Below are 23,710 nucleotides of genomic sequence, written 5' to 3' on the forward strand. Positions count from 1 at the left end.
GCCGCACGGCTCACCACGACCCGAGAGGTGGAGTCGGCCGGGATGGAATCGCCAGAATTGGACCGGGTACGCCAGGCGCGCCAACTGCGGTCGCTGCGGATCGCCGCGGTGCTTCGCGTGGGCGTGGTGCTACTCATGGTCGCTGCGATGCTCGTCGGAACCGCGCGAGGCGAATGGTTCGAGCAGGGTCTCTGGATCGCCGTCTACGCGGCGACGACGATCGGCACGACGATCGTCGCGTTCTCCCGTTTCGGACGCTCCGTCACGGGCTCGCCATGGCAGTTCTTCGTCGCGATCGCCGACATCATCGCGCTGTCCGGATTCCAGCTGCTGACCACCGGAGGCTACGTACCGCTTCTCGTCATCGGAATGCTGCCGCTGATGGTGGCACTCGAAGTGTCGTGGAAGCGCGCGGCGATCGTGCTCGCGGTCAGTGCGGCCGCATTCTCCCTGACGGTGGTGGAAGACCCGGTGATCGGCGAGCAGATCGGTTGGGACGAGACCGCATTCCTGATGGCGCTCTACGGGTTGCTCTGCTGCACAGCCTTTCTCGTGACCTTCGTGCAGGTTCGCCACGTCGACGAGATCGCCAGTCAGCGCGCGGCCGGGGAACGTCTCGCCCACCAGGCCACCCACGACGCCCTCACCGGGCTACCGAACCGCGCCTATGTGCTCGCCCGTATCGACGACGCACTGACGTCGGGCGGGGCACTGGCCGTGGTCCTGTTCATGGACCTCGACAAGCTCAAGTACATCAACGACACGCTGGGGCACGAGGCAGGCGATGACGCCATCAAGACTGCGGCACGCCGTTTCCGTGAGGCGGTCCGCGCCGACGACGTCGTCGCACGGCTCGGCGGCGACGAATACGTCGCCCTGCTGATCGATCCGATTACGCGCGATGAGCTCGAAAAGCTCAGCGACCGTATGCATGCCGCGCTGGCCGAACAGACGGTGATCGGCGGCGAGACGATGGGCCTGAGCGCCAGCGTCGGCGTTGCCACCGTGGATGTGCCGGAGCAGCGCGACGCCGCGACCATCCTCAACGACGCGGATCTGGCGATGTACGAGGCGAAGAAGTCAGGCAAGAGCAGAACGCACTATTTCAGCGACGATCTGCGCGACGCGACTGCACTCTAGGAACTCAGAGCGGCCAGAACGTCGTGGTGCCCGCCCAGCTGAGTCCGATTCGGTCGAAATGGACGCCGCCGGTGAAGGTTAAGTCCTTCTCCAGTGTCCCGTAGACGGCCGTGACGTGCGGGATCCACGGCTCGCGCACAACGATCGACTGGTCGAGATTCTGGGAGATCGAAAGCAGTTGCTGCCGAACCGAAACGAGCTCCGGCGAATCACCGATGAGGTAGACGGTCGACGGCGTGCGGTGCGGATCGTGGGGGTTGAACACCGCATGCCCGAACGCCTGCGCCGCCACCGGTCCCCGGCGTCGCGCCGTCAAATCGCCGATCTGGTGCCGCAATTCGGCGTCCGGGCGGCCGCGCACATCCGGGCCGTAGTCCACCAACGTGATGTGCAGTTCGGCGGCGGGCGCACCGCCGGGCACCGCCAGCGCCTGCGCGTCGGCGTCGCTCGGATACAGCGCGACGATGCCACCCATCGTCTTCGCCTGCTCGACATCGGCAAGCGCGGTGATCGCAGGCGCACCAGCTGTTCCCAGCAGCAGTACGGCCGCGACCACCGCGACGAGACGGACGAGCATGCCGGAAGCTTGTCACATCACCGAGCCACTGCGGGCCCGACAGAGCGGACCCGCTGAGGACTAACTCACCGCAACGGTGAACAGCCCGCTCGGTGTCGTCAGGCTCCTGGTGCCGTTGGCGCCCGACACGCCGCTGACCCCTTGGCTGCCGCTGTTACCCGCGATGCCGCGGTTGCCGTTCTTTCCGGCTACCCCACCGCGATTGCGCCACGCGCCGGCCGCGCTGCCGCCCCGTCCGCCGCGGCCTGCGGCGCCACCGTTGCCGCCCACGCCTGCGGCGCCGGCGAGTCCCGCCGTTCCGCCGGCGCCAGGTGTCCCGTTGACTCCCGAATTACCGCCTGCGCCACCGCTTCCGGCGGCGCCACCATTGCCACCCCGGCCACCGTGACCGCCTTGACCGCCGTGACCACCGGCGCCGCCGTAGGCGTAGTTGCGTTTCCGGTTCGTACCGCGCGCCGTCGCATTGCCACCGTTGCCGGCGTGGCCCGCGTTGCCGCCCGCGCCACCGTTGCCGCCCCTACCGCCGTTTCCGCCGTTGCCGCCCTTGCCACCGTCGCCGAAGTTGACCCCGCCGTTGCCGCCGCGGCCTCCGCTGCCCGCCGCGATGCCATTCCCGCCTGCGCCCCCGTTCGTGGCGCTGGTTCCGTTGACGCCGTTGCCGCCCCGCACACTGCCGCCGGCTCCGACCCACCTGTTCACACCGTTGCTGCCGGAGCGACCGTTCGGTCCGATCACACCGTTGCCTCCGTTGGTGCCGTGACCGCCGTGGCCACCGAATCCGCCGTTGCCGTAGAACACCGCGTTGCCGCCGCGGCCTCCGTTCGCGCCGTAGCCGCCATTTCCGCCGTAGCCACCGTTGCCGAAGATTCCGCCGTTGCCGCCGTTGCCGCCTGTCTTGCCTGCGATGGCTCCGCTGTTGTAGCCGCGGCCGCCGTTACCCGCCAGCCATCCGGCGTCTTCGCCGTTGACTCGGTAGTAGTTGCCGTCGCCACCGTTGCCGAACATGTCCCGGCCGGCGGGATTCGCACTCGCCGCGACGATCGCTGCGATCACGTTCGGATCCTGTGCCGCGCTTCTGATCTGAGCCTCGGTGACTCCGGTCAACTGCCGGATCCGCGCGACGATGGCCGCGTCACGCAGCAGCTCCCGTGCCTGTTCCGGCGTCAGCGCTGCCGCCGCGACAGCGGAAGCTCTACTGGTAACGGGAGCGGCGGCGGCGGACCCGCCGCCCTTCTTGAAGACGCTCTCGATCTGTCGGCCCCACCACTGCAGCAGTGCCGTAAGTCCTGTCGGGCCCGCGGGGGTGACCGGCTCGGTCGGGCCGGCCTGTGGCGGCGCAGCCGCCACCTCCATGTCGACGGCCACCTGGGCGGTCACCGGCTCGGCGTCGGCCTCGTCGACATCGACGTCGACATCGACATCGACGTTGGCCTCCTCCGCCTCGACGAAGACATCGTCGTCGGGCGCCGCCACGGAGCCCGAACCGGAGGGGTCGGCGTCGTCGATGTCGTCGCCCTCGTCGGCGTCGTCGGACTCGTCGTCATCCGAATCGGCCTGCGCCGCATCGTCATCGGCGGTGCCTGCGCTGTCCTTCTTACTGGGCGCATCGCGGGTGGCCTTGGTCGCGGGGCCCGCATCGGCCGAGCTCGACGACGTCGATGTGGCCGACGATTCGTCGGCCCAGGCCGACCCGGCGCCGCTTGCTATCGCCGCTCCGACGCCCAGCGCCACCGCGAGCGCGCCCACCCGACCGACATTTGCGGCACCGTTCATTGACCCCCCTAGGTTTGTCGTCGCAAGCAAAGTTCTCGCGACTGCGGCGCCGACACCACCGCCGACCCTGATGCGGTGCAGCGTAGGGACGGTTCGTCACGACTTTTGTGACAACGGGAGGTGTTGGCGACTCATTAATACCAGTCAGCAAATATTTACTCTGCCGCAATTCCAAAATTGGACGTTGGCATTTCGGATTGCCGCCGACCAACCGCGATTGCGTCAGCTAGCCACGACCATTTCGTTGCCACCCGTCTGCCACGCAGCAGTGAACGTGTCGATGCCGACCTGTTCGTCGGCCCCGTTGTCCGGCCCGCTGTCATTGAGGTGGACGACACCGGCGTCGGTATCCACTCCGGTGACCACGACGGCATGATCGGATGCCGTCTGATCGCCATCGGTGCCCCAGATCATCTCGGCATTCAGCGTCACGATCACTGCTCTGTTGTCGTTGAGGGCGTTCTCGAGGGCACCCAGCGAGGCGCCGTCGACGTAGGTGGAGTCGACGCCGTAGTGCGCGAGCACCCGGGGCAGATCCTGGAAGACGGTGCCGGCGTTGGGGTCGGTGTCCGGGTCGCCCATCGTGAAGATCATGTTGCCGGGCTCCGAGACACTCGGCGTGGACTTGGCGTAGTCGACGATGTCGTCCTCGTCAGGGGCGTCGCCCGTCATCTGACCGATGACGTCGGCGGCGGCCATGAGCGCGCAGTCGTTGTACGCCTGCTGGACTGTCCAGCCGGCCATGCCGTCGGGGTCTCCGCTCAACTCGGCGTGCGCGACGCCCGAAAGGCCGACGGCGGCGAAGCCGACGAGGCCGATGCTTGCGATGCTGCGGCGGAGGCTGATGTTCATCGGTCTTTCCTCTCGGTCGAGCCGCAGTCGGCTGCGGTGAGGAAAGAGTGACGGCACGCCCTTGTCAGATTCTTGAGGGATTGTCGGCGCCGGCAGACGCCCAGGGAATCCACGGTTTCTGTCGGTACGCTGTGAACCATGAATGGCGTTCTGCTCGTCCTCATCCTGGTGGTCGTCGCGGCGATCGGCATCGCGGTGTACGCGTCATCCAAGGCCTCGGGTAACCGCAACGCGGCCTCACTGGCCGACGCCAAGGCCGATGCCCGCCGTGTCATCGAGCGGCTCGGCGGCCAGGTGTTCGCGCTGTCGGGAACCGACGACGCGTCCAAGCAGGCCCTCGCCGACGCGTCGGAGCGTTACACCGCGGCGTCCTCGCAGATCGATCAGGCGACGACGGCAAAGCAGGCCGAGCTCGCCAAGGAAAGCGCCATGGAAGGCCTGTACTACGTGCGCGCCGCCCGCTCCGCGATGGGCATGGACCCGGGCCCGGAGCTCGAATCGCTGTCGGGCCAGCGGACGGCGGGCACCGTCACCGAGGACCGGCGGGTGAACTTCGAGGGCCGCGACATCGAGGCGTCGCCGACACCGTCGGAACGCACGCCGAACTACTACCCGGGCGGACGCGTCGCCGGTCGTCCGGTGCCCGCGGGCTGGTATTCCGAACCGTGGTGGAAGCCGGCGCTGGTCGCCGGCGCGTGGGGCCTCGGTTCCGCGTTGCTGTTCAGCACGATGTTCTCCGGCATGGCCGGCGTCGGGTATGACGCGCAGGCATTCGAGAACGGCTACGGCGACGGGTTCCAGGACGGCCTGGACCAAGGCGCCCTCGACGGCGGCGGTGGCTTCGACGGTGGCGGTGACGCAGGCGGCGGCGACTGGGGTGGTGGCGGCTGGGATTCCGGCGGCGGCGACTTCGGTGGCGGTGACTGGGGCGGCGACTTCGGCGGGTTCGACTTCTAGAAGCGGCTTTCCAGTCGCGCGGACACGCCTGCCTCCTGCAGGTCCAGCCGCTCCAACATGGCGCGCACCGCCTCGTCGTCGATCCGGCCGGCGTCGCGCTCCCCGATGAGCGCCTCACGCTGCGCGGCCAGCACATCGCGGTAGAGCTGCGCGAAAACCTCGGCGCGCAGCGTGTGCGCTTCGGGGTCGGGCATCTCGTCGGCGTCCTGGGAGTGCCTGGCCACGATGCCTCGGATCTCTGCGAGCACGCGCGGATCCAGACCCTCGGGTGGGTTCGACCGGAACACGGCGAGTACTTCGTCGGCGGCATCGTGCACCACCCGCTCGGCCTTCAGCGTCTCGGCGGTGGTGTAGGCATGGTCCTCGTCGGCGGACAGATTGATCCGCCGGATCAGCAGCGGCAGCGTCCAACCCTGCAGCAGCAGCGTGGCGACTGCGACGACGAACGCGATCGCCTGGATCGTCGCCCGCTCTGGGAATCGCTCGCCGGTCGCCGTGACGGTCGGAATGGCGGCCGCGGCGGCCAATGTGACGACGCCGCGCATCCCGGTCCACGACACGACGACGCTCTCCTGCCAGGTGAGCCCACGGTTGTCGATGCGTGAGCGCCACTTCCCCGGCGGCTTGTCTTTGCGGCGTATGCCGAGCGCCCCGCGACCGCCGCCTTCGGGAATGGGCACGCTCAGCCTTTTCTCGACCTGGCTGGCGAGCTTGCGCCGGCCGAACATCACCAGCACCGACACCGGCCGGATCACCAGGACGATGAGCAGCACGACGCCGGACGCCACGGCCACCTGGGCCAGCGACCCGGACGACTCGCGCAAGTCTTCGAGCACGAACCGCAGATGGATGCCGATGTAGGCGAAGACGAACGCTTCGAGCAGGACATCCACCGAGTTCCAGACATAGCGTTCCTGCAGCCGGGTCTGGTAGCCGGCGTCCACCGTGCCGCTGCCGACGACGAAACCCGCGACGACGACGGCGAGAACCCCGGACGCGTGGACCTCCTCGGCGAGGATGAATGCCGCGAACGGGACCATCAACCCCTGCACCGTCTCGAGGGCGGGATTGGCCAACCGCCTGCGGATCCACAGCGTGATGTAGCCGAGCGCGGCACCGATGATCGGGCCGAGCACCGCGCTGTAGGTGAACAAGAGCAGCGGGTTCTCGATGAAGGTGTGACTTCCGGCAACGTGGGCGACCGCCACGGAGAACAGGGCCAGTGCGGCCGCATCGTTGATCAGGCTCTCGCCGGTCAGGATCGACATGACCCGTTTGGGCAGTCCGAGCTTGCGCCCGACAGCGACGGCGGTGACGGCGTCGGGCGGCGCGACGATCGCGCCGAGCACCAGCGCCGTCGCGAAGGTCAGCGGGACGAACACCAGCCACGACGACACGGCGGCCACGGCGAAAGCGGTGACGACGACGAGGCCGACACCGAGACCGAGGATCGGTTTGATGTTGCGCAGGAATGTCGGGAATGAGAAGTCCAGCGCCGCCGAGTAGAGCAGCGGCGGGAGTACGACTGACAGCAGGATGTGCGAATCAAGTTCGGGCGCCTCGAATCCGGGCAGGAACGACACTGCGATCCCGACGACGACGATGATCAGGGCGGGCTCGAGTCCGCGCCGGTGCGCCATCGCCGTGACGACGATCGCGCCGACGACGACCAGGATCAGTTCCACGCGCAGATTCTCCCGGCTAACTCAGCAGATGTCCCGTCGAACACCCCGGCAGGTGTCGAGCCTCGACTCGGCGGCTGGCCTCACACACTCTGGCAGGTCGGGCACCAGAACAGGTTGCGCCCCTCCATCACCTCGGTCCGGATGGTCGTATTGCAGATCCGGCAGGGATCCCCCGCTCGCCGATACACATAGGTGCGGGGCCGCCGCGGCGCATAGGACGGCATCCCGTGGTCGTCCTCCGGGCGGAGGGTGATGATCCGACCTCGACGAACGCCGACTTTCATCAACTCCACCAGGTCGGTCCAGGCTTCTCCGAACTCGGCCTCGCGCATCTGCGTGCCTGACCGGTGCGGGTTGAGACGGTGGCGGTACAGCAGCTCGTTACGGTAGACGTTGCCGATACCGGCGATGACCTTCTGGTCCATGAGCAACGCGCCGATCACCCTGCGGGACTTGCTGATCCGTTCCCACGCCGCGGACGGGTCGGCATCCTTGCGCAACGGGTCGGGGCCGAGCCGCGCCAGGATCGCCGAGACTTCGGACTCGTCGACGACCTCGCAGGCCGTCGGCCCCCGCAGGTCCGTGCCCTTCTGCGTTCCGACGATGCGCATGCGTACCTGTCCGACCGGTTCCGGCACCCCGGCGTCCACGTCGAATTCGGTGAACTTGCCGTACAGCCCGAGATGGACGTGCACGATGCGTCCGCCCGAATAGTGGTGGAAGAGGTGTTTACCCCAGGCGCTGGCCCGATCGAAGACGTGGGCATTGACTGCATCGGCTCCGTCGATGAAGCGACCCTGCGGGCTGCTCACCGCCACGCGCTGGCCTCGGAAGATCTTCTGGTGCCGCCGGGCGAGACGGTGAACGGTGTGTCCTTCGGGCATGCCCTTAAGTCTGTCGCACGGCTCCCGCGGCTAGTGCGGTGGTCCAGCTGCCGTAACTGCTGATGTCGTCGCCGGGCTCGGTCGTGTCACACCCGAACGCGGTCCGCCAGCTGCCGTCGGCGAATTCGACCTTGCCGAGTTGCATCGGGGCGGGCAGCTCCTCAAGGAACTGGCCGAGGGCAGCGGGCGACAGGAGCCAGCGGTGCCCTGTCAGCGCGGCGCCGTCGGTCACCCGGGTGACTCCGGGTTTGGGCGGCGAGGTCGGCAGCGCCGTCATCCGGTAGCGCGAGGCCGTGGTGATCTCGCCCGCGAAGCGGGCCCCGCGATCGGTGAGCTGATGGACGAGCGGGCCGCCCCGCAGATGTGCACCGAACACCACCAGCTCGACGTGTTCAGCGGCGGCCAGCGGCCATGTCGCTTGCGGCGCAGGGCCTTCGGCGAACAGCGCCGCGATGTCGAGGGCGACCGCATCGTGGAAAGCGCGGGCCAGCACCGTGACGCCGAACTGCGCGTCACCGGCGGTTCCGGCGGGCACCGACACACCACACATGTCGAAGAGGTTGCAGAAGTTCGTGTAGGTGCCCATGCGCGAGTTGACCCCGGTCGGGTCCGCGCTCACCTCGGCGATGCTCGGATGCATGGGTGCCGTCGGAACCAACAGGGCATCGGCACCCACCAGTGAGGCCATCGCGACGTCACGCAGGCGCTGCACCTCGGCGCGGTCACGGACCAGTCGGTGCGCGGGCACGTCCCGTGCGGCGGTGATGATGTCGCGCACGGTCGGGTCGAGGGACGCGTGGGGATGTGAATCGATGAATTCGCCGACCGCGGCGTACCTTTCGCTGACGAGGGCGCCGTCGTAGAGCAGTTTGGCCGCGGCCAGGAACGGGGCGAAGCCGACCGTGACGATCCGGACGCCGACTGCTTCCAGAAGCCGCACTGCTTCGTCGAACGCGGCACGCCATTGCCGGTCCAGATGCGGCAGTTCATCGGGGATCGCGACGACGGGCGACGGCGGTGCGGCGAGGTTGACGTCGGTGGGCCACGGGCGGGCCGGGGCGCCGGCGGCGAGGACGCCCATTGCCCGGTCGGCCAGATGCAGACTTGCCGCGAAAATGGTGACGCTGTCATAGGACTCGCAGGCCGGCACCACACCGTCGGTGCTGATGACCCCGAGCGTGGGCTTGATTCCGACGATGCCTTGCAATGCGGCAGGCACACGGCCGGAACCGGCGGTATCGGTCCCGATGGCGATGTCGGCGTCCCCGGTGGCGACAGCGACCGCCGAACCGGAACTCGAGCCGCCGCTGATGTAGTCGGGTCTGCGGCTGTCGCGCACCACACCGTAGGGGGATCGGGTGCCGACCAGACCGGTGGCGAACTGGTCGAGATTCGTCTTACCGACGACGACGGCCCCCTGGGCGCGAAGCGCGGCGACAGCGGCGGCGTCACCGTCGGGGGTATAGGCGAACTCTGGACACGCCGCAGTGGTCGGCATGCCCGCGACATCGACGTTGTCCTTGACAGCAAGTTTCACACCGCCCAACAAGCCTGTGCCGCTGCGGCTTTCGGCAAGCTCGGCGGCGACGTCGGCATCCTCGCGCCTGCTGATCCATACCGTCACCACGTCATCGTATACAGAGACGTATACAAGTGCATCCCGTCGGCGTTCTGCGGATCCTCCGCGGGTGCGTCTAGTCGCGCAGGGCCATGACGACGTCGAACATCGCCATGGCCTCACGGGCGCGGGCCACGACCACGCCACGTGACGCGTCGATGTGGGCGTACAGCAGCTCCTGCGCACGCGCGTGGTCACCGTCGAGCACGCGCTCGGCGATGTCGATGTGCTCGGCGATGGTGGCCGCCACTCGGTCCTCGGTGAGGTAGTCGAACATCCGCATCGGCCGGATCCGCGCGTTGACCGCCTGCAGCGCCGTCACCAACGCCTGGTTCCCCGACGACGTCAGCAGCTGAACGTGAAACTGCTCGTCTTCCTTCACGATTCCCGCATCCGGCACCGGCGGAGCCTTGCGGAACTCACGCCACCGCTCCAGCTCCGGCTCCAACACGGCGGGGTCGTGGCGGCGGCCGCCCCCCTCGGCAGCACGCTGAATCCCCCGCAATTCCAAGGTGATTCGCAGCTCGTAGAGGTCTTCGAGATCCTCGACGCGGGGCCGGTACGGGTAGAGGCCCCGCTCCCGACGCTCGATCAGACCGTCGGCGAGCAGCCGCGCCAGGGCCTCGCGCACAGGTGTGCGGGACACCTGGTACCGCTCAGCAAGGGTGATCTCGGCAAGTCGTTCGGTGGGCTTGATCCGGCCCCACATCAAATCGTCGCGCAGCGCCACGAAAACGCGGTCCACCAGACTTTCCGTGTCGCCCATGCCGCCTCTCACCGCCGTGTATCCGGCAGTGTATACGAGTTGGTATCCCGAGGTCAGGCGCCAGGAACGGACGGCGCGACGTGCGTCTTCTCGTACTCGGCGAGGATGTCGATGCGGCGCTGATGGCGCGGAGCTTCCGACCAATTCGCGGTCAGGAACGCGTCGACGATTGCGAGCACCTCCTCGGTCGAATGCATGCGGCCGCCGATGCCGATCAGCTGCGCATTGTTGTGTTCGCGGGCCAGCGTTGCCGTCTCGGTGCTCCAGGCCAGCGCGCACCGCGCACCGGGCACCTTGTTCGCGGCGATCTGCTCGCCGTTGCCCGAACCGCCCAGCACGATGCCGAGGCTGCCGGGGTCGGCGACCGTCTTCTCTGCGGCTGCGATGCAGAACGCCGGGTAGTCGTCCTCGGCGTCGTACGTGTACGCACCGCAGTCGACCGGCTCGTGCCCGGTCGCCTTCAGGTGGTCGATGATGGTCTGCTTGAACTCGAAACCGGCGTGGTCAGCCCCGACGTAGACGCGCATGGCGGCAACCATACTCGTCACGCTTGCCGGCTCAGCCCACGGTTATCGCGTCGAGCCGTTCCTTGATGAAGTCAGCGGTCGTCACCGGCTCAAGCCCCGAGACCTGGCCGATCGGGGGGTCCAACGGGGTGACCAGAGCGTCGTGGTTGGCCTCGTAGAAGTAGATCAGCGACACCAGGTCTTCCTCCGGGGCGTGCGGCTGCGGCGGCAGCACGCGGTGTCGGCCGGACGGCCAACGACGACCACTCCAGTACTCCAGCAGGTCGCCGATGTTGACGGTCAACGCATCCGGGTCGTAGGGCGCGTCCTCCCACCCCGCAGCCTCGGAGTACACCTGCAGTCCACCTGCCCCGGGCTCGCGGTCGAGGACGGTGACGGTGCCGAAGTCCGTGTGCGGGCCGATGCGGAACTGGCCGGGCTCCGGTTCACCGACGACGCTGACAGGCGGATAGTGGTTGATGTTCATCGTCCAGGTCGGGGCGCTCGCCAGGTCCGTCCACGGATTGCCGGTCAGCCGCAGCGCATGCGAGAACAACGCCAGCAGTTCGTCGGACACCCGCCGCATCTGCGCGGTGTACTCGGTGACGAGCGCCTGCAACGCCGGCACTTCGCCCGGCCAGACGTTGGGCGCGAACCAGATTCGATCCACGTCGGGGTCGCCGGTCGCGGTCTCGGCGCCGAGGCTGAAACTCTCCTTCAGGTCCGGTGGCGATTCGGTGCCCTCGGCATAGGCATTCGCCTCCGCACCCGGCCCGATCCAGCCGTGCCCTCCGACCGGCACCGAGTAGCCGGCTTTGACATCGTCGGGCAGCGCGAAGAAATCGCGCGCTGCGGAACGGACGGCGGCCGCCAAGGACGGGTCGACGCCGTGGCCGGTCACCAGGATGAACCCTGCACGCTGCAACCCGGCGTCGACCTCGGCGGCTACCTGGTCGGCCGCCGAACCTCCCGCACGCCACCGCGAAAGGTCAACCGTGGCAATGACACTCATATCTCAGCCTCACTCACCGATGTCCTCCGCCCACAAATCAGGATTCGCCCCGATGAACTCCCGCATCAACGTCACGCACCGCTCATCGTCGAGAATCGTGACCTCAACCCCGTTATCGGCCAGCCAGTCGTGGCCGCCGGTGAAGGTCTGGCTCTCCCCGATCACCACCGCGCCGATGTTGAACTGGCGCACCAGCCCGCTGCAATACCAGCACGGCGACAGCGTCGTCACCATCGTCGTCGAGCGGTAGCCGCGCTGACGGCCCGCGTTACGGAATGCGTCGGTCTCGGCGTGGATCGACGGGTCGTCGAGCTGCACCCGCCGGTTGTGGCCGCTCCCGAGCAGCGTCCCATCCGCCGAGAACAGTGCGGCACCGATGGGTATCCCGCCTTCCGCCAAGCCTTTTCGCGCTTCGTCGACAGCGACGTCGAGCATCTGCTGTGAGGTCATACCTTTTCCGCGGTGATCTTCGATCGGCACAGCACCAAGTATGCGGCTCCGGCAAGCAGGAATCCGACGAAGAACGTGATGTCGCCGAGTTGCGGAACGGCCGCCGCCACCAGCCCGACGAGCTTCTCCTGATTGGCGAACAGCCCGACGGACACCACCAGGCCGATCACGAACGCGGCCAGCCCGCCCCAGTTCGCATAGGACCGGTCGTAGAGCAGGTGCGATACCTGCCTGCCCCGGCGCAGGTACTGGTCGGCGAACACCACACCGAGCCACGGCCCGACCCAGTACGCGATGATCAGCAGGAACGCCTCGTAGCTGTGGGCCGCGTCGGGCAGAGCCCACCACGCCACCAGGAACCCGGCGACGCCGAAGAACACCGTGACGAGGGCACGCGCGACGTGTGCGGGCAGCTTGATGCCGAGTGTCACGAACGCCATCGCCCCGGAGTAGACGTTGATTGCGTTCGCGGCGATCGCGCCGACCGCGATCGCCAGCAGTGTCGCTTTGGCCAACGGCGATGCCAGTTCGGCGGTGAAGGATCCGGTGGGGTCGCCCAGGGACGCCTCCCCCGTCGTCACCGACGCCGCTCCGACGACCTCCAAGAGCACGCAGGCGGTGAACAAGCCTGCCGCCGCAAAGAATCCGGTCCTGCGCGGCGACACCGACGACGGCAGGTATCGGGTGAAGTCGGCGGCGTACGGCGTCCAGCCCGCGGCGTAGCCGAACGACGTGCCCACCGTGAGCAGGAAGCCGCCGAGTCCGCCGACGCCTTCGGCCGCCGGGCCCGCGTTGCCGATGTCGGCGTGCATGAAGATCGCCACCGACGCGGCCACGAAGATGACCGCCAGCACCGGGAACGAATAACGCTCGAATGCCTGAACCAGGTTGTGCCCGAAGAACGCCAGAGCAGTCTGGGCCAGCACGATGATCACAAGACCGACGAGTGGTCCGAATCCGAACAGCGTCGACAACGCGAACGCACCACTGACGCTGTTGGTCGCGAACCAACCGACGCCTGCGGTGATGCACATCAGTATGGCGGGAACCGAGTTGCCCTTGAAGCCGAAAGCCGTGCGCGCCAACACCATCTGCGGCACACCGAACCGCGGACCCCGCGCCGACAGAAAGTAGTGCGCGACGGCACCCAACCCGGTGCCGATCACGATGCCCAGCACGGCCTGCCAGAACGTCATCCCGAACGCCAGCACCGACAGCATGCCGACGAAGATCGTGGCGAACTCAAGGTTGGGTGACGTCCACGTCCAGAACAGCTGACTGGGACGTCCGTGCCGGTCCCCCTCGGCGATGTACTCGTTGCCACCGGGTTCCACCGCGACGATCCGATCGCGGTACGTACCGTCGGTCGCCGTTTCAGCCACAGTCATCAGTTCACCGTCGCCCCGACACGTCCTGTCCGCAACCGATGCAACCAACAGGAAACAATCGCGCAGTTCCGGTGGTTGCACGCGACAATGAAAACCCTGATCCTGAGCGCCAGCCCGCGCGAAGACGGAAACTCCCACGTTCTGGCGCGCGCCGCGGGCGACGGAGCACGCTCAGCAGGTCATGACGTCGAGCATCTTTTCCTCGACGAGTACGTCGACCGGATGCTCGGCAACTGCCGCACGTGCCGTCTCGCCGACGGCCGATGCGGGCTGGACGACCGTTACGAAGAACTCCTGCTCGACCACTTGCTGACCGCAGACGGCATCGTGTTCGCGATGCCGCTGTACTTCTACGGGATGCCAGGGCGACTCAAATCCATTTTCGACCGGCTGTTCTGCTACACCGCCAACAGCGCACCACAACAGAATTTGGTCGTCGGCGGCATCATGAACAAGAAGGTCGGCCTTCTCATCTCGTGCGAAGAGAACTACGTGGGCGCCACCCACGGCGTCGTCGCCCAGTTCCAGGAACTCACGAGGTATCTACGCCAGGATCTGGTCGGCGTGGTGGTCGGCAACGGCAACAGTCGCGGCGAGATCGTGCGCGACCCGTCAAATCCGGTCTCCCGCGCACGTGACCTCGGCGTGCGACTGTTCGACATCTGCGTCACCGACTACCGGTTGGACACCGAGCGGTCCAACCGCGTGTGGTCGTGACCGAGCGTCAGTCGAATTCGGGACGCTCGGTGCGGGTGCGCTTGAGCTCCCAGAAGTGCGGATAGGCCGCGAACGTCACCGACGCGTCCCACAGCTTCCCCGCTTCTTCGCCGCGCGGGATCCGCGAGAGCACCGGCCCGAAGAACGCCACGCCGTTGATGTGGATCGTCGGGGTGCCGACATCCTCGCCGACCGCGTCCATGCCTTCGTGGTGGCTCTTGCGCAATGCGTCGTCGTACTTGTCGGTGGTCGCCGCCTCGGCGAGTTCGGCAGGCAGCCCCACCTCGTCGAGAGATTCGGCGATGACCTTCTCGAACTTCGGGTCCGACTCGCGGTAGCCCAGGTTGTGGATTCGCGTCCCCATTGCCGTGTACAGCGGCCCCAGCACCTCGCGGCCCTTGAGTTCCTCGGCGGCGATGGCGACACGCACCGGACCCCATGCCGTCTTCATCATCTCCTTGTACTCATCGGGCAGGTCGCGGCCCTCGTTGAGCACGGCAAGGCTCATCACCCGGAAATCGACCTCGATGTCGCGCACCTTCTCCACCTCGAGGATCCAGCGCGACGTGATCCAGCACCACGGGCACAGGGGGTCAAACCAGAAACCGGCGACATCCTTCTCGGCCATCTACAGATCCTCTCGACGCGTTGGGAATGGACTTCCGTTCAGCACAACCATGCACCCACACCCTGTGTTCCCGTTCAGGGCTAGTGTTGACCAGCGTGGCACTACCTAACCTGACCCGCGACCAGGCCGCCGAGCGCGCCGCTCTCATCACCGTCGACAGCTACCGCATCGCCCTCGATCTCACCGACGGCGACGGCAAGCCCAGCGAACGGACGTTCCGTTCGGTGACGACCGTCGAATTCGACGCCCTCGCCGGAGGCGACACCTACATCGACCTCGCCGCCGACACGGTGCGCAGTGCCACGCTCAACGGCACCGACATCGACGTATCCGGGTACGACGAGTCGACCGGCATCGCGCTGCGGGGTCTGGCGGCGCACAACATTCTGGTCGTCGACGCCGACTGCCTGTACTCCAACACCGGAGAGGGCCTGCACCGGTTCGTCGACCCCGTCGACGACGAGGTGTACCTCTACTCGCAGTTCGAAACCGCCGACGCCAAGCGGATGTTCGCCTGTTTCGATCAGCCCGATCTGAAAGCGGCATTCGACATCACGGTAACCGCGCCGGCGCACTGGGAGGTCATCTCCAACGGCGCCACGGTCAGCGTCGAGGACGGCTGGCTGCCGATCGCCGAGCCCGAAAACAGGATCGCCACGCTGTCGGAGGCCGGCAAGCCGGTCAACGAGATCGCCGAGGAACTGAAGCTGTCACCGCGGGTCGTCGAGGGCCACCTCTACCGCCTCCTCGAACAGGGCGGCCCCGCCAAGCGGCACACCTTCAAGGCCACCCCGCGGATGAGTACGTACCTGGTGGCACTGATCGCGGGTCCGTACGCCCGCTGGGATGACGTGTACTCCGACGATCACGGCGATATTCCGCTCGGCATTTTCTGCCGCAAGTCGCTGGCCGAATATATGGACGAGGAGCGTCTGTTCACTGAGACCAAGCAGGGATTCGGCTTCTACCACAACAACTTCGGCACGCCGTATGCGTTCGGCAAGTACGACCAGTTGTTCGTTCCCGAGTTCAACGCAGGCGCGATGGAGAACGCCGGCGCGGTGACGTTCCTGGAAGACTATGTGTTCCGGTCGAAGGTCACTCGCGCGTCCTACGAGCGGCGCGCCGAGACCGTGCTGCACGAGATGGCGCACATGTGGTTCGGCGATCTGGTCACCATGCAGTGGTGGGATGACCTGTGGCTCAACGAATCCTTCGCGACATTCGCGTCGGTGCTGTGCCAGGCCGAGGCCACCGAGTACACGCAGGCGTGGACGACGTTCGCCAACGTCGAGAAGTCGTGGGCCTACCGGCAGGACCAGCTGCCGTCCACGCACCCGGTCGCCGCCGACATCCCCGACCTGCACGCCGTGGAGGTCAACTTCGATGGCATCACCTACGCCAAGGGCGCGAGCGTCCTCAAGCAGTTGGTCGCCTACGTCGGCTTGGAGGCGTTTCTCGCCGGACTGCGCGACTACTTTCGCGACCACGCCTTCGGCAACGCCACCTTCGGCGATCTGCTTGGCGCACTGGAGAAGTCGTCGGGACGCGACCTGTCCGGGTGGGGCCGCCAGTGGCTCAAGACGACGGGCCTGAACACGCTGCGGCCGGATTTCGATGTCGACGGCGACGGCAAGTTCACGCGGTTTGCGATCGACCAGGGCGGCGCCAAGCCCGGCGAGGGTGAGACCCGCGTGCACCGGCTGGCTGTCGGAGTTTATGACGACGACGGGTCGGGCAAGTTGGTCCGCGTCCATCGCGAGGAACTCGACGTCGACGGATCCACCACGGAAGTTCCTGCACTGCAGGGTATTTCACGAGGCAAGTTCATCCTCGTCAACGACGACGACCTGACCTACTGCTCGTTGCGGCTGGACCCCGAATCGCTGCAGACGGTGCTGACCCGGATCGCCGACATCGCCGAGCCACTCCCCCGCACCTTGGCGTGGTCGGCGGCATGGGAGATGACGCGCGACGCCGAACTGCGCGCCCGCGACTTCGTCGCGCTGGTCATCGGCGGTTTGCACGCCGAATCCGAAGTCGGTGTCGCGCAACGGCTGGTGCTGCAGGCACAGACCGCTCTCGGGTCTTACGCCGACCCGCAGTGGGCGGCCGAAAACGGTTGGCCCGCATTCGTCGACGCACTGCTCGACCTCGCACGCGAGTCCCAGCCCGGGTCGGATCACCAGCTGGCATTCGTCAACGCGGTCTGCACGTCGGTGCTCTCGCCGAACCACGTCGCGGTGCTGTCGACGTTGCTGGACAACGAGCCCGCCGCGGTGAACCTCAGCGGTCTGGTCATCGACACGGATCTGCGCTGGCGGATCGTCACCGCGCTCGCCCGCGCGGGCGTCATCGACGCCGAGGACCCCGCCTCGCCGTTCATCGACGCCGAGGCGGAGAACGACCGCACCGCGGCGGGTCGGCGCCAGGCAGCGGCAGCGGCGGCGGCTCGTCCGCAGGCGGGGGTCAAGAACGCCGCGTGGGAGCAGGTCGTCGAGGACGACACGCTGGCCAACATCACCGCCCGCGCGATCATCGGCGGCTTCGTCCAGCCCGGACAGGGTGAGGTGCTCGCGCCGTTCCGGGACCGCTACTTCGCCTCGATCTCCGGTGTGTGGGAACGACGTTCGAGCGAGGTCGCGCAGACCGTCGTCATCGGGCTGTACCCGTCGTGGGAGATCAGCCAGGACGCTCTCCAGGCGGCAGATACCTTCCTGTCCGATCCTGGGGTGCCGCCGGCGTTGCGTCGGCTGGTGCTTGAGGGTCGCGCCGGGGTGGAGCGGTCGCTGCGGGCCCGCGAGTTCGACACCGCCTGACCCGCACCGCCTGACCCGCACCGCGAGCGGGCGTGTCTGCTCCGCGACACGCCGCTCGTGTGCGTACATTCGCGCACGCTCGCCGTCGATGATCTTGTGGTGCCAGCCAACAACAGCCGCCGAGCACGCGCCGCGCGGCGCCGCAAGCGCCGCGTCGCCGCCGTCGTCAACGACCTCACCGACGATCAGTGGGCAGCGTTGAAGCTGGCGTGGGAAGGCTGCGCCTACTGCGGCAAGACAACGGGGACGATGCAGCGCGACTGCGTGATGGCGATCTCGCGCGGAGGCCGCTACACGATCGACAACGTCGTCCCCGCATGTGGCGCCTGCAACGCCAGCAAGTGCAATGACGAAGTCACGGGATGGCTGCGGCGCAAACGGCTCGACGAGCGGCTGTTCCTCGAGCGCTATGTCCGCATCCGAGCAGAGCTCGTGGCGGCAGCTCGCGAAAGCGCCACCACGGTAGTCGCGGACGCGCCGTCACTACCGTGACGGCGTTCTCGCGAGACGTCAGCGGGGTGAGACGCCCGCCGAGAGCACCCGCACTCCGCTGATCAGGCCATCGATCAGGTTGCCCTCTTTGAACGACGCCGCGGCCGCGGACACACCCAGCGGTGCGGACTCCTCGATGCCCCGGCCCTTGACCTCAGCGCCGTAGACGACCTCAATCGCCTTCTGGTCCGGCGACACCGCCAGCAACACGGCGTTGTCGGGGGTCGGCACCTTGGCCAGGATCTCGCGGGCTGTGGCGGCGGTGTCAGCGCCCAGGTCGCCGACGTAAACAGCGAAGCGCGCCTTGGCCGCGCGCGATCCGAACTTCAGCGCGTTGTCGAGGATCACCAGATCCTTGTTCGGGAAGGGGTAGTGCACCGACAGCGCACCGGGCTCGGTGACTCCCGAGATGCGTCCGCTCGCGGTGATCGCCGAGCCGTAGGGCAGCTCGAGCTCGCTACCGACCGTCCTCGTCAGCTCACCACTTGCCACTTGCGCCACCTCCGATGGTCAGGTGCGAGCCATGGCCGCCGTGGCCGTGATCCGCAGGTTCGTCAGCAGCCCACAGAACGGGTTCGTGCGTCCACTTCTCCGACATGTCGAACGTCTTCGGATGCGGGCTCTTCTTCGAGTAGATGAACAGCGAGAGGACACCGGCCAGCGCCAGCGGCACCAACAGGAAGCTTGCGTGCACAAGAGCTGTTGTGTTCACGCGCAAACCGTATCCCACGGCACGGTCAGGCCGCGCCCTCACCCAGGTATCGGACCCATGCCGGGTCGAGCTCCTTGACGCTGGAGAGCAGCCTCCAGTGCTGGCCCTTCGGCGGCAACGGCGTCGTGTGCAACGACCACCCCAACTCGCTGAGCAGTTTGTCGGCCTTGCGGTGGTTGCATGCCGAGCACGCCGCCACACAGTTCTCCCACGAGTGGTCGCCACCGCGGCTGCGCGGGATGACGTGGTCGACGGTGTCGGCCTTCGTTCCGCAGTACGCGCAGCGGAAGCGGTCCCGGTGCATCAGCGCCGCCCTCGTCATCGGGATGCGCGCCCGGTACGGCACGCGTACGTAGGTTCGGAGGCGGATGACAGTGGGTACGACGATCGTGCGGGACGCCGAATGGATGACGGGGCCCACCGGGTCGTCATGGACGACGTCGGCCTTCCCGCACATCAGCATCACCACCGCGCGGCGCAGCGGCAGCGCGGTCAGCGGTTCGTAGGTCGAGTTCAGGAGGAGCACCCGGCGGCGCCCCCAGACGGACGGTTCGGCGACGGTTGCGGGGTGGGCTTCGGCAGCGGGAGCCACGCTGTGGAGCGCGCGCGGCGCAGTCGTCACTGTTGACCCGGGTGAGGCCACCGCGGCCCGGTGATTCCGGTGGCCGCGTCCGTTCTTGCGCTGCGCCATACGTCCTCCGACCGACAGTCCACCACGGATCCCTTCCGATCGCATGGCAATTTCGGTCGTGTTCGCTGGTCAGTCCGATGAACTTCGCGTGTCCGGCGGGCCTTCCGGCGCCGATCCACCCATGCCGAAGAACTGACGCTCGCGAAAAACAGGTAGTCCGTTACTCGTGCCGCCGGTGCCTGCGACGTCCACACTTGTCGGTATGGGGGGAACACCGAATCAGACGACGAAATTTCTCGAGTTCACCGACGAACACGCGGCGTGGCCCGCAGCCGAAACCGACCTGATCAACGCGATGATCAAGGACCTGCGCAAGAACAACGAATTCCAGTACTGCAAGAGCAAGCTGCGGTCGAAGTTCCTGAGAAAGGGCAAGGCGCACGCGATCCGCGATGCGCACGCCAAGAGTTGCGGCATCCTCTACGGGGAGTTGACCGTGCGCCCCGACCTCCCTGAGGACTACCGGCAGGGCATGTTCTCCGAGCCCGGCGCCACCTACCCGGTGATCGCGAGGATTTCGGCGACCTCGGGCGCCATCCGATCCGACCGGGTGCGGGGCGTCCGTGGGTTGGGCCTGAAGTTCCTCGGTGTCGAATCGACGGACCGGGCGCACGCCGACTTCATGGGAGACAAGAACCAGGACTTCGTGTTCGTGACCGAGCCGGAGTTTCTGTTCAAGGACGCCGAGGACTACGCCAAGGGCGGCATGCGGACAGCCAAGATTCTCGCCCGGCTTCCCGACTTCGGGATGGTGTTCCTCAACACGCTCCTTCGCGGCGCCCGCCGGCTCGTCGAGGGCAGGGGACGACCGTTCCCCAACAAGCTGCGCGTGTTCGCCGAACCGAATTTCCATCCGCTGGGCCAGACGTTCTACACCGCGGCACCGGTCCGGTACGGCAGGTACATCGCCAAGATCAGCGTGTCACCGAAATCCGAGGACGTCGTACGGCTGAGGAAGACGACGGTGGAGCCGACGGGCTATGACGCGGCGTCTGAGGCGGTCCGCAAACATTTCGAAGCCCACGATGCCGAGTACGAGATCGCCGCGCAGCTGTGCACGAACATCGACGACATGCCGCTCGAGGATGCCACCAAGCCATGGCCGGAAGAGAAGTCCCCGTATGTTCCGGTCGGGATCATCCGCTACCCCAAGCAAACTGCGCACAGTGAGAAACTCCGGAAGTTCGGCGACGACGAACTGACGTTCAACTCGTGGCGCGGTATCGCTGAGCACATGCCTCTCGGCTCGATCAACCGGCTCAAGCTCCGGGTGTACGCGGAGTCGAGCAAATTCCGCCACGACCTCAACAAGGCGGACTACGTCGAACCCACGGACCTGTCGAGCTTCCCGGATCGCACTCTGGGGCGGATCGACAAGTAGCACAACGGGTATTGGCAGGATTTGATGGCGACGGCGACCTAGAATTCACACCATGGCGGGGGTTTGGCAAATAGTCGATCGCCCGACGGAGTTCGGCGCGGTCCGCTCGGCGTTGACTGGAAACGAGTCATGCGGCGTGGTCCTCGTCGGCGCCGCGGGCGTCGGGAAGACGACACTGGCGCGTGCCGTCACCGAATCCTTGCGCTCCCAGGTGCACTGGGTGGCATCGACCGAGTCGTCCCGCGGCATCCCGCTCGGCGTGTTCTCCCACCTGGTGGGGTCGACGGGCTCTCGCGATGCCACCGCGTTGCTCGCAACGGCGCGCGAATCCCTTGTCTCCCAGGGAAACAACAACATCGTCGGCGTCGACGACGCCCACCTTCTCGACGAGCTGTCGGCCACGTTGCTGCACCAGATCGCGGTGGACCAGACGGGACGCATCCTCGCCACGGTCCGCACCGGGGAGCCCGTGCCCGACGCGGTCACCTCCTTGTGGAAGGACGGCTACCTCCGCCGGATCGAACTTCAGCCGTTCCCCAAGGACCAGAGCGTCGCGCTGATCGAGGCGGTGATCGGCGGCCGGCTGGAGGGGCTGTCCGCAGATCTGATGTGGGAATCCTCCGGCGGAAACCCGCTGTTCCTGCGTCATCTGGTGGAGGGTTCGATCGACGCGGGCACGCTCAAGCGAGTGGGCGACGTCTGGCAGCTGCGCGGGCCGACCGCGGTGCCGGCCGGCCTGGTCGAACTGCTCGACACGCGGCTAGATCAAGCCGGCGACGACGTCATCGGCGCCCTCAAGCTGCTCGCGCTGTGCGAACCGCTCGACATCGACGCACTGACCGAACTCGCGGGCGAGAAAGCGGTCGACGACGCCGAGAACCGCGGGCTGATCCGCTGTGCGCCCAACGGCCACACCCTCAACGCGCGTTTCAGCCATCCGCTCGTCGGCGACGTCGTGCGCAGCCGCATCGGGCAGGCGGCGTCGCGCCGGCTCAAAGGCAGGATCGTCGAGGTGCTGCGCCGGCGCGAGATGGACTCCGCAGCGAGCCGCATCCGAATGGCGCAGCTGTCCATCGACAGCGACCAGGCCATCGACGACACGCTGCTCATCACCGCTGCCAAGGACGCCGTCTACCTGTCCAACCTGCCGCTCGGTGAGCGCCTGGCCCGCGCCGCCTTCGAACGCAGCGGCACCGTGCAGGCCGGCGAGCTTCTCTCGCGGGCCCTGCTGTGGCAGGGCAAGCCTGCGGAGTCCGAAGCCGTTCTCGCCCGGTTCAACCCGGACGAACTCGACGAACTGCAGTTGGTCCAGTGGGGCGTGCCCCGCGCGTCCCGACTGTTCTGGTCCCTCGGAGAGGTCGATCGCGCGCACGAGGCGATGTCACTCGTGCAGCAACGCACCCAGCATCCGTCGCTGAAACTGTTCGTCGAAGCTGCCGCCGCGGCGATGGCCGTGCACGAGAACAAGATCGAGCGGGGCATCGCCGACGCGCTGGCCGTGCTCGGCGATTCGAGGGCACCGAACCAGGCGGTCGAGTTCGCCGCATTCGCCGCGGGCATGGCGATGCCGGTCGCCGGACGCGGCAACGAGTTCGAACCGATCGCCGCGCGCTGCCGGGCCGAGCTCAGCTCGACCGACGGGATGATCCGCGTCATGGTCCGCTACTGCGACGTCCTCGCGCTCACCCACACCGGCCAGCTGGACATGGCCGACGAGCGCGCGGCGGACTACGCGAACTTCTCGTCGGTGGGTCAGTTCCTGGCCTGGGCGATCGCGAAGATCATGGCCGGTGTGGTGGCCACCGCCCGAGGCGACTTCCCCGAGACGATCCAGTCGATCGAGCAGGCCCTCGCGGCGCTGAACGCGGAGAACTCGCTGCCGTGGCAGCTGCCCGGGCGGTTGCTCCTCGCCCGCGCGTACGCAGCTCTGGGCCGGACCGGCGAAGCCGAACGGGTGCTCAACGACGCCGCCGAGCACTCCGGCCCGTCAATGGCCGTGCACGAGCCGCAGCGCCTGATCTCGCGGTCGTGGCAGGCCGCGGCGAACGGGATGGAGCGTCGCGCCGCCGAACTGGCCAGGGCCGCCGCCGACAATGCGCACCTGTCGGGCCAGTACGCACTGGAAGCCGAGGCGCTGCACCACGCCACCAGGTTCGGTGACCGCACCACAGCGGCACGCCTGGCCGAGCTCACCGAACTCGTCTACGGGCCGGTGGTGGGCCTGCAGGCCCGTCACGCGGCAGCGTTCGCGTCCGGTGACGCCGCGGCCCTGGACACCGTCAGTGCCGATTTCGAGCGGGCCGGCCTGCTTCTGGCCTCCGCCGACACTGCCGCTCAGGCCGCGTCGCTGCACGACGCCGCGGGAGACCGACGCCGCACCAACGAATCGGGCGCCAACGCGCTGCGGCTCGCCGAGAAATGCGGTGGTGCGACGACGCCGGCGATCAAGGCCGCGGCGCGGCCCCTGCCGCTGACACCGCGCGAACGCGAGATCGCCGAGCTGGTCGCTGCGGGACTGTCCAACCGGGAGGTCGCCGAACAACTCACCCTGTCGGTGCGCACGGTCGAGGGCCACGTGTACCGCGCGTGCTTCAAGCTCGACGTCGCCGACCGCGACGAGCTGGCGAAACTGATCAGGAAGAAGTCCTAGTCACGGTCCGCA

Annotated in this window: 22 protein-coding genes; 7 read left to right on the forward strand and 15 right to left on the reverse strand. The window is 67.4% G+C overall.

Features of this window, described 5'->3' with window-relative positions; translation table 11 throughout:
* The first annotated feature begins 42 nt into the window (after window positions 1-42).
* The gene (locus P9A17_RS24500) at window positions 43-1,140 is read left to right on the forward strand and encodes a GGDEF domain-containing protein (RefSeq protein ID WP_278041340.1); all 1,098 of its coding nucleotides are present in this window, start codon (window positions 43-45) and stop codon (window positions 1,138-1,140) included.
* Window positions 1,141-1,144: 4 nt separating this feature from the next.
* Here the strand turns inward: P9A17_RS24500 and P9A17_RS24505 are convergent, their stop codons facing one another.
* From P9A17_RS24505 to P9A17_RS24515, 3 genes are all read right to left on the reverse strand, one after another.
* Window positions 1,145-1,717: a 2'-5' RNA ligase family protein gene (locus P9A17_RS24505; RefSeq protein WP_278041341.1), complete on the reverse strand. Its 573-nt coding sequence runs from the start codon at window positions 1,715-1,717 to the stop codon at window positions 1,145-1,147.
* 60 nt (window positions 1,718-1,777) lie between these two features.
* Complete coding sequence (locus P9A17_RS24510) at window positions 1,778-3,490, reverse strand: PGRS repeat-containing protein (RefSeq protein WP_278041342.1); 1,713 nt, start codon at window positions 3,488-3,490, stop codon at window positions 1,778-1,780.
* Between the two features lie 222 nt (window positions 3,491-3,712).
* Window positions 3,713-4,342 carry a C39 family peptidase gene (locus P9A17_RS24515; RefSeq protein WP_278041343.1) on the reverse strand — a complete coding sequence of 210 codons (630 nt, stop codon included), beginning with the start codon at window positions 4,340-4,342 and terminating at the stop codon, window positions 3,713-3,715.
* A 138-nt stretch (window positions 4,343-4,480) separates the two neighbouring features.
* Here P9A17_RS24515 and P9A17_RS24520 point away from each other — a divergent pair, with 138 nt between their 5' ends.
* On the forward strand, window positions 4,481-5,299 hold the full coding sequence (locus P9A17_RS24520) for a DUF1542 domain-containing protein (protein WP_278041344.1): 819 nt from the start codon (window positions 4,481-4,483) through the stop codon (window positions 5,297-5,299).
* On the opposite strand, the gene P9A17_RS24525 is transcribed toward P9A17_RS24520, so the two are convergent.
* The 8 genes from P9A17_RS24525 to P9A17_RS24560 all read right to left on the reverse strand — a co-directional run bounded on the left by P9A17_RS24525 (window position 5,296) and on the right by P9A17_RS24560 (window position 13,608).
* On the reverse strand, window positions 5,296-6,984 hold the full coding sequence (locus P9A17_RS24525) for a sodium:proton antiporter (protein WP_278041345.1): 1,689 nt from the start codon (window positions 6,982-6,984) through the stop codon (window positions 5,296-5,298). The two genes, P9A17_RS24520 and P9A17_RS24525, sit on opposite strands and share 4 nt — an antisense overlap.
* Window positions 6,985-7,064: 80 nt before the next feature.
* Entirely contained in the window at window positions 7,065-7,868 is an 804-nt protein-coding gene (locus P9A17_RS24530; protein ID WP_278041346.1) for a DNA-formamidopyrimidine glycosylase family protein, read from the reverse strand.
* Window positions 7,869-7,872: 4 nt separating this feature from the next.
* On the reverse strand, window positions 7,873-9,672 hold the full coding sequence (gene atzF, locus P9A17_RS24535) for an allophanate hydrolase (RefSeq protein ID WP_347403856.1): 1,800 nt from the start codon (window positions 9,670-9,672) through the stop codon (window positions 7,873-7,875).
* Window positions 9,563-10,252 (reverse strand): GntR family transcriptional regulator, encoded by a 690-nt coding sequence (locus P9A17_RS24540; protein WP_278041348.1) that lies wholly within the window; start codon window positions 10,250-10,252, stop codon window positions 9,563-9,565. The genes atzF and P9A17_RS24540 overlap by 110 nt, the downstream gene beginning before the upstream one ends.
* Window positions 10,253-10,305: 53 nt before the next feature.
* On the reverse strand, window positions 10,306-10,779 hold the full coding sequence (locus P9A17_RS24545) for a ribose-5-phosphate isomerase (protein ID WP_278041349.1): 474 nt from the start codon (window positions 10,777-10,779) through the stop codon (window positions 10,306-10,308).
* Window positions 10,780-10,810: 31 nt separating this feature from the next.
* Window positions 10,811-11,770: a 2-oxoglutarate and iron-dependent oxygenase domain-containing protein gene (locus P9A17_RS24550; RefSeq protein ID WP_278041350.1), complete on the reverse strand. Its 960-nt coding sequence runs from the start codon at window positions 11,768-11,770 to the stop codon at window positions 10,811-10,813.
* 9 nt (window positions 11,771-11,779) lie between these two features.
* Complete coding sequence (locus P9A17_RS24555; RefSeq protein WP_278041351.1) at window positions 11,780-12,220, reverse strand: nucleoside deaminase; 441 nt, start codon at window positions 12,218-12,220, stop codon at window positions 11,780-11,782.
* Window positions 12,217-13,608 (reverse strand): cytosine permease, encoded by a 1,392-nt coding sequence (locus tag P9A17_RS24560; protein ID WP_278041352.1) that lies wholly within the window; start codon window positions 13,606-13,608, stop codon window positions 12,217-12,219. Before P9A17_RS24560 ends, P9A17_RS24555 begins: the two co-directional genes overlap by 4 nt.
* Window positions 13,609-13,695: 87 nt before the next feature.
* On the opposite strand from P9A17_RS24560, the gene P9A17_RS24565 reads away from it, so the two are divergent.
* Window positions 13,696-14,325, forward strand: a complete 630-nt coding sequence (locus P9A17_RS24565; RefSeq protein WP_278041353.1) for an NAD(P)H-dependent oxidoreductase — start codon at window positions 13,696-13,698, stop codon at window positions 14,323-14,325.
* Between the two features lie 7 nt (window positions 14,326-14,332).
* Here P9A17_RS24565 and P9A17_RS24570 read toward each other — a convergent pair whose 3' ends face one another.
* Window positions 14,333-14,953, reverse strand: a complete 621-nt coding sequence (locus tag P9A17_RS24570) for a DsbA family protein (RefSeq protein ID WP_278041354.1) — start codon at window positions 14,951-14,953, stop codon at window positions 14,333-14,335.
* A 95-nt stretch (window positions 14,954-15,048) separates the two neighbouring features.
* Here P9A17_RS24570 and pepN point away from each other — a divergent pair, with 95 nt between their 5' ends.
* Together pepN and P9A17_RS24580 are read left to right on the forward strand one after the other, a co-directional pair.
* Window positions 15,049-17,772, forward strand: a complete 2,724-nt coding sequence (gene pepN / locus P9A17_RS24575) for an aminopeptidase N (protein ID WP_278041355.1) — start codon at window positions 15,049-15,051, stop codon at window positions 17,770-17,772.
* Window positions 17,773-17,871: 99 nt separating this feature from the next.
* Window positions 17,872-18,264 (forward strand): HNH endonuclease, encoded by a 393-nt coding sequence (locus P9A17_RS24580; protein ID WP_278041356.1) that lies wholly within the window; start codon window positions 17,872-17,874, stop codon window positions 18,262-18,264.
* Window positions 18,265-18,282: 18 nt separating this feature from the next.
* Here the strand turns inward: P9A17_RS24580 and P9A17_RS24585 are convergent, their stop codons facing one another.
* Genes P9A17_RS24585 through P9A17_RS24595 form a run of 3 tightly spaced genes read right to left on the reverse strand, consistent with a single transcriptional unit; the run spans window position 18,283 to window position 19,667 of the window.
* Window positions 18,283-18,756, reverse strand: a complete 474-nt coding sequence (locus P9A17_RS24585; RefSeq protein ID WP_278041357.1) for a DUF5130 domain-containing protein — start codon at window positions 18,754-18,756, stop codon at window positions 18,283-18,285.
* Window positions 18,743-18,976 (reverse strand): hypothetical protein, encoded by a 234-nt coding sequence (locus P9A17_RS24590; protein WP_278041358.1) that lies wholly within the window; start codon window positions 18,974-18,976, stop codon window positions 18,743-18,745. The genes P9A17_RS24585 and P9A17_RS24590 overlap by 14 nt, the downstream gene beginning before the upstream one ends.
* Before the next feature lie 25 nt (window positions 18,977-19,001).
* Window positions 19,002-19,667: an HNH endonuclease gene (locus tag P9A17_RS24595; RefSeq protein ID WP_278041359.1), complete on the reverse strand. Its 666-nt coding sequence runs from the start codon at window positions 19,665-19,667 to the stop codon at window positions 19,002-19,004.
* 202 nt (window positions 19,668-19,869) lie between these two features.
* On the opposite strand from P9A17_RS24595, the gene P9A17_RS24600 reads away from it, so the two are divergent.
* Window positions 19,870-21,048 carry a catalase family protein gene (locus tag P9A17_RS24600; protein WP_278041360.1) on the forward strand — a complete coding sequence of 393 codons (1,179 nt, stop codon included), beginning with the start codon at window positions 19,870-19,872 and terminating at the stop codon, window positions 21,046-21,048.
* Between the two features lie 52 nt (window positions 21,049-21,100).
* Window positions 21,101-23,698 carry a LuxR family transcriptional regulator gene (locus P9A17_RS24605; RefSeq protein ID WP_278041361.1) on the forward strand — a complete coding sequence of 866 codons (2,598 nt, stop codon included), beginning with the start codon at window positions 21,101-21,103 and terminating at the stop codon, window positions 23,696-23,698.
* The last annotated feature ends 12 nt before the right edge of the window (window positions 23,699-23,710 follow it).

The organism is Mycobacterium sp. 236(2023), assembly GCF_029623955.1.
Taxonomy (GTDB): Bacteria; Actinomycetota; Actinomycetes; order Mycobacteriales; family Mycobacteriaceae; genus Mycobacterium.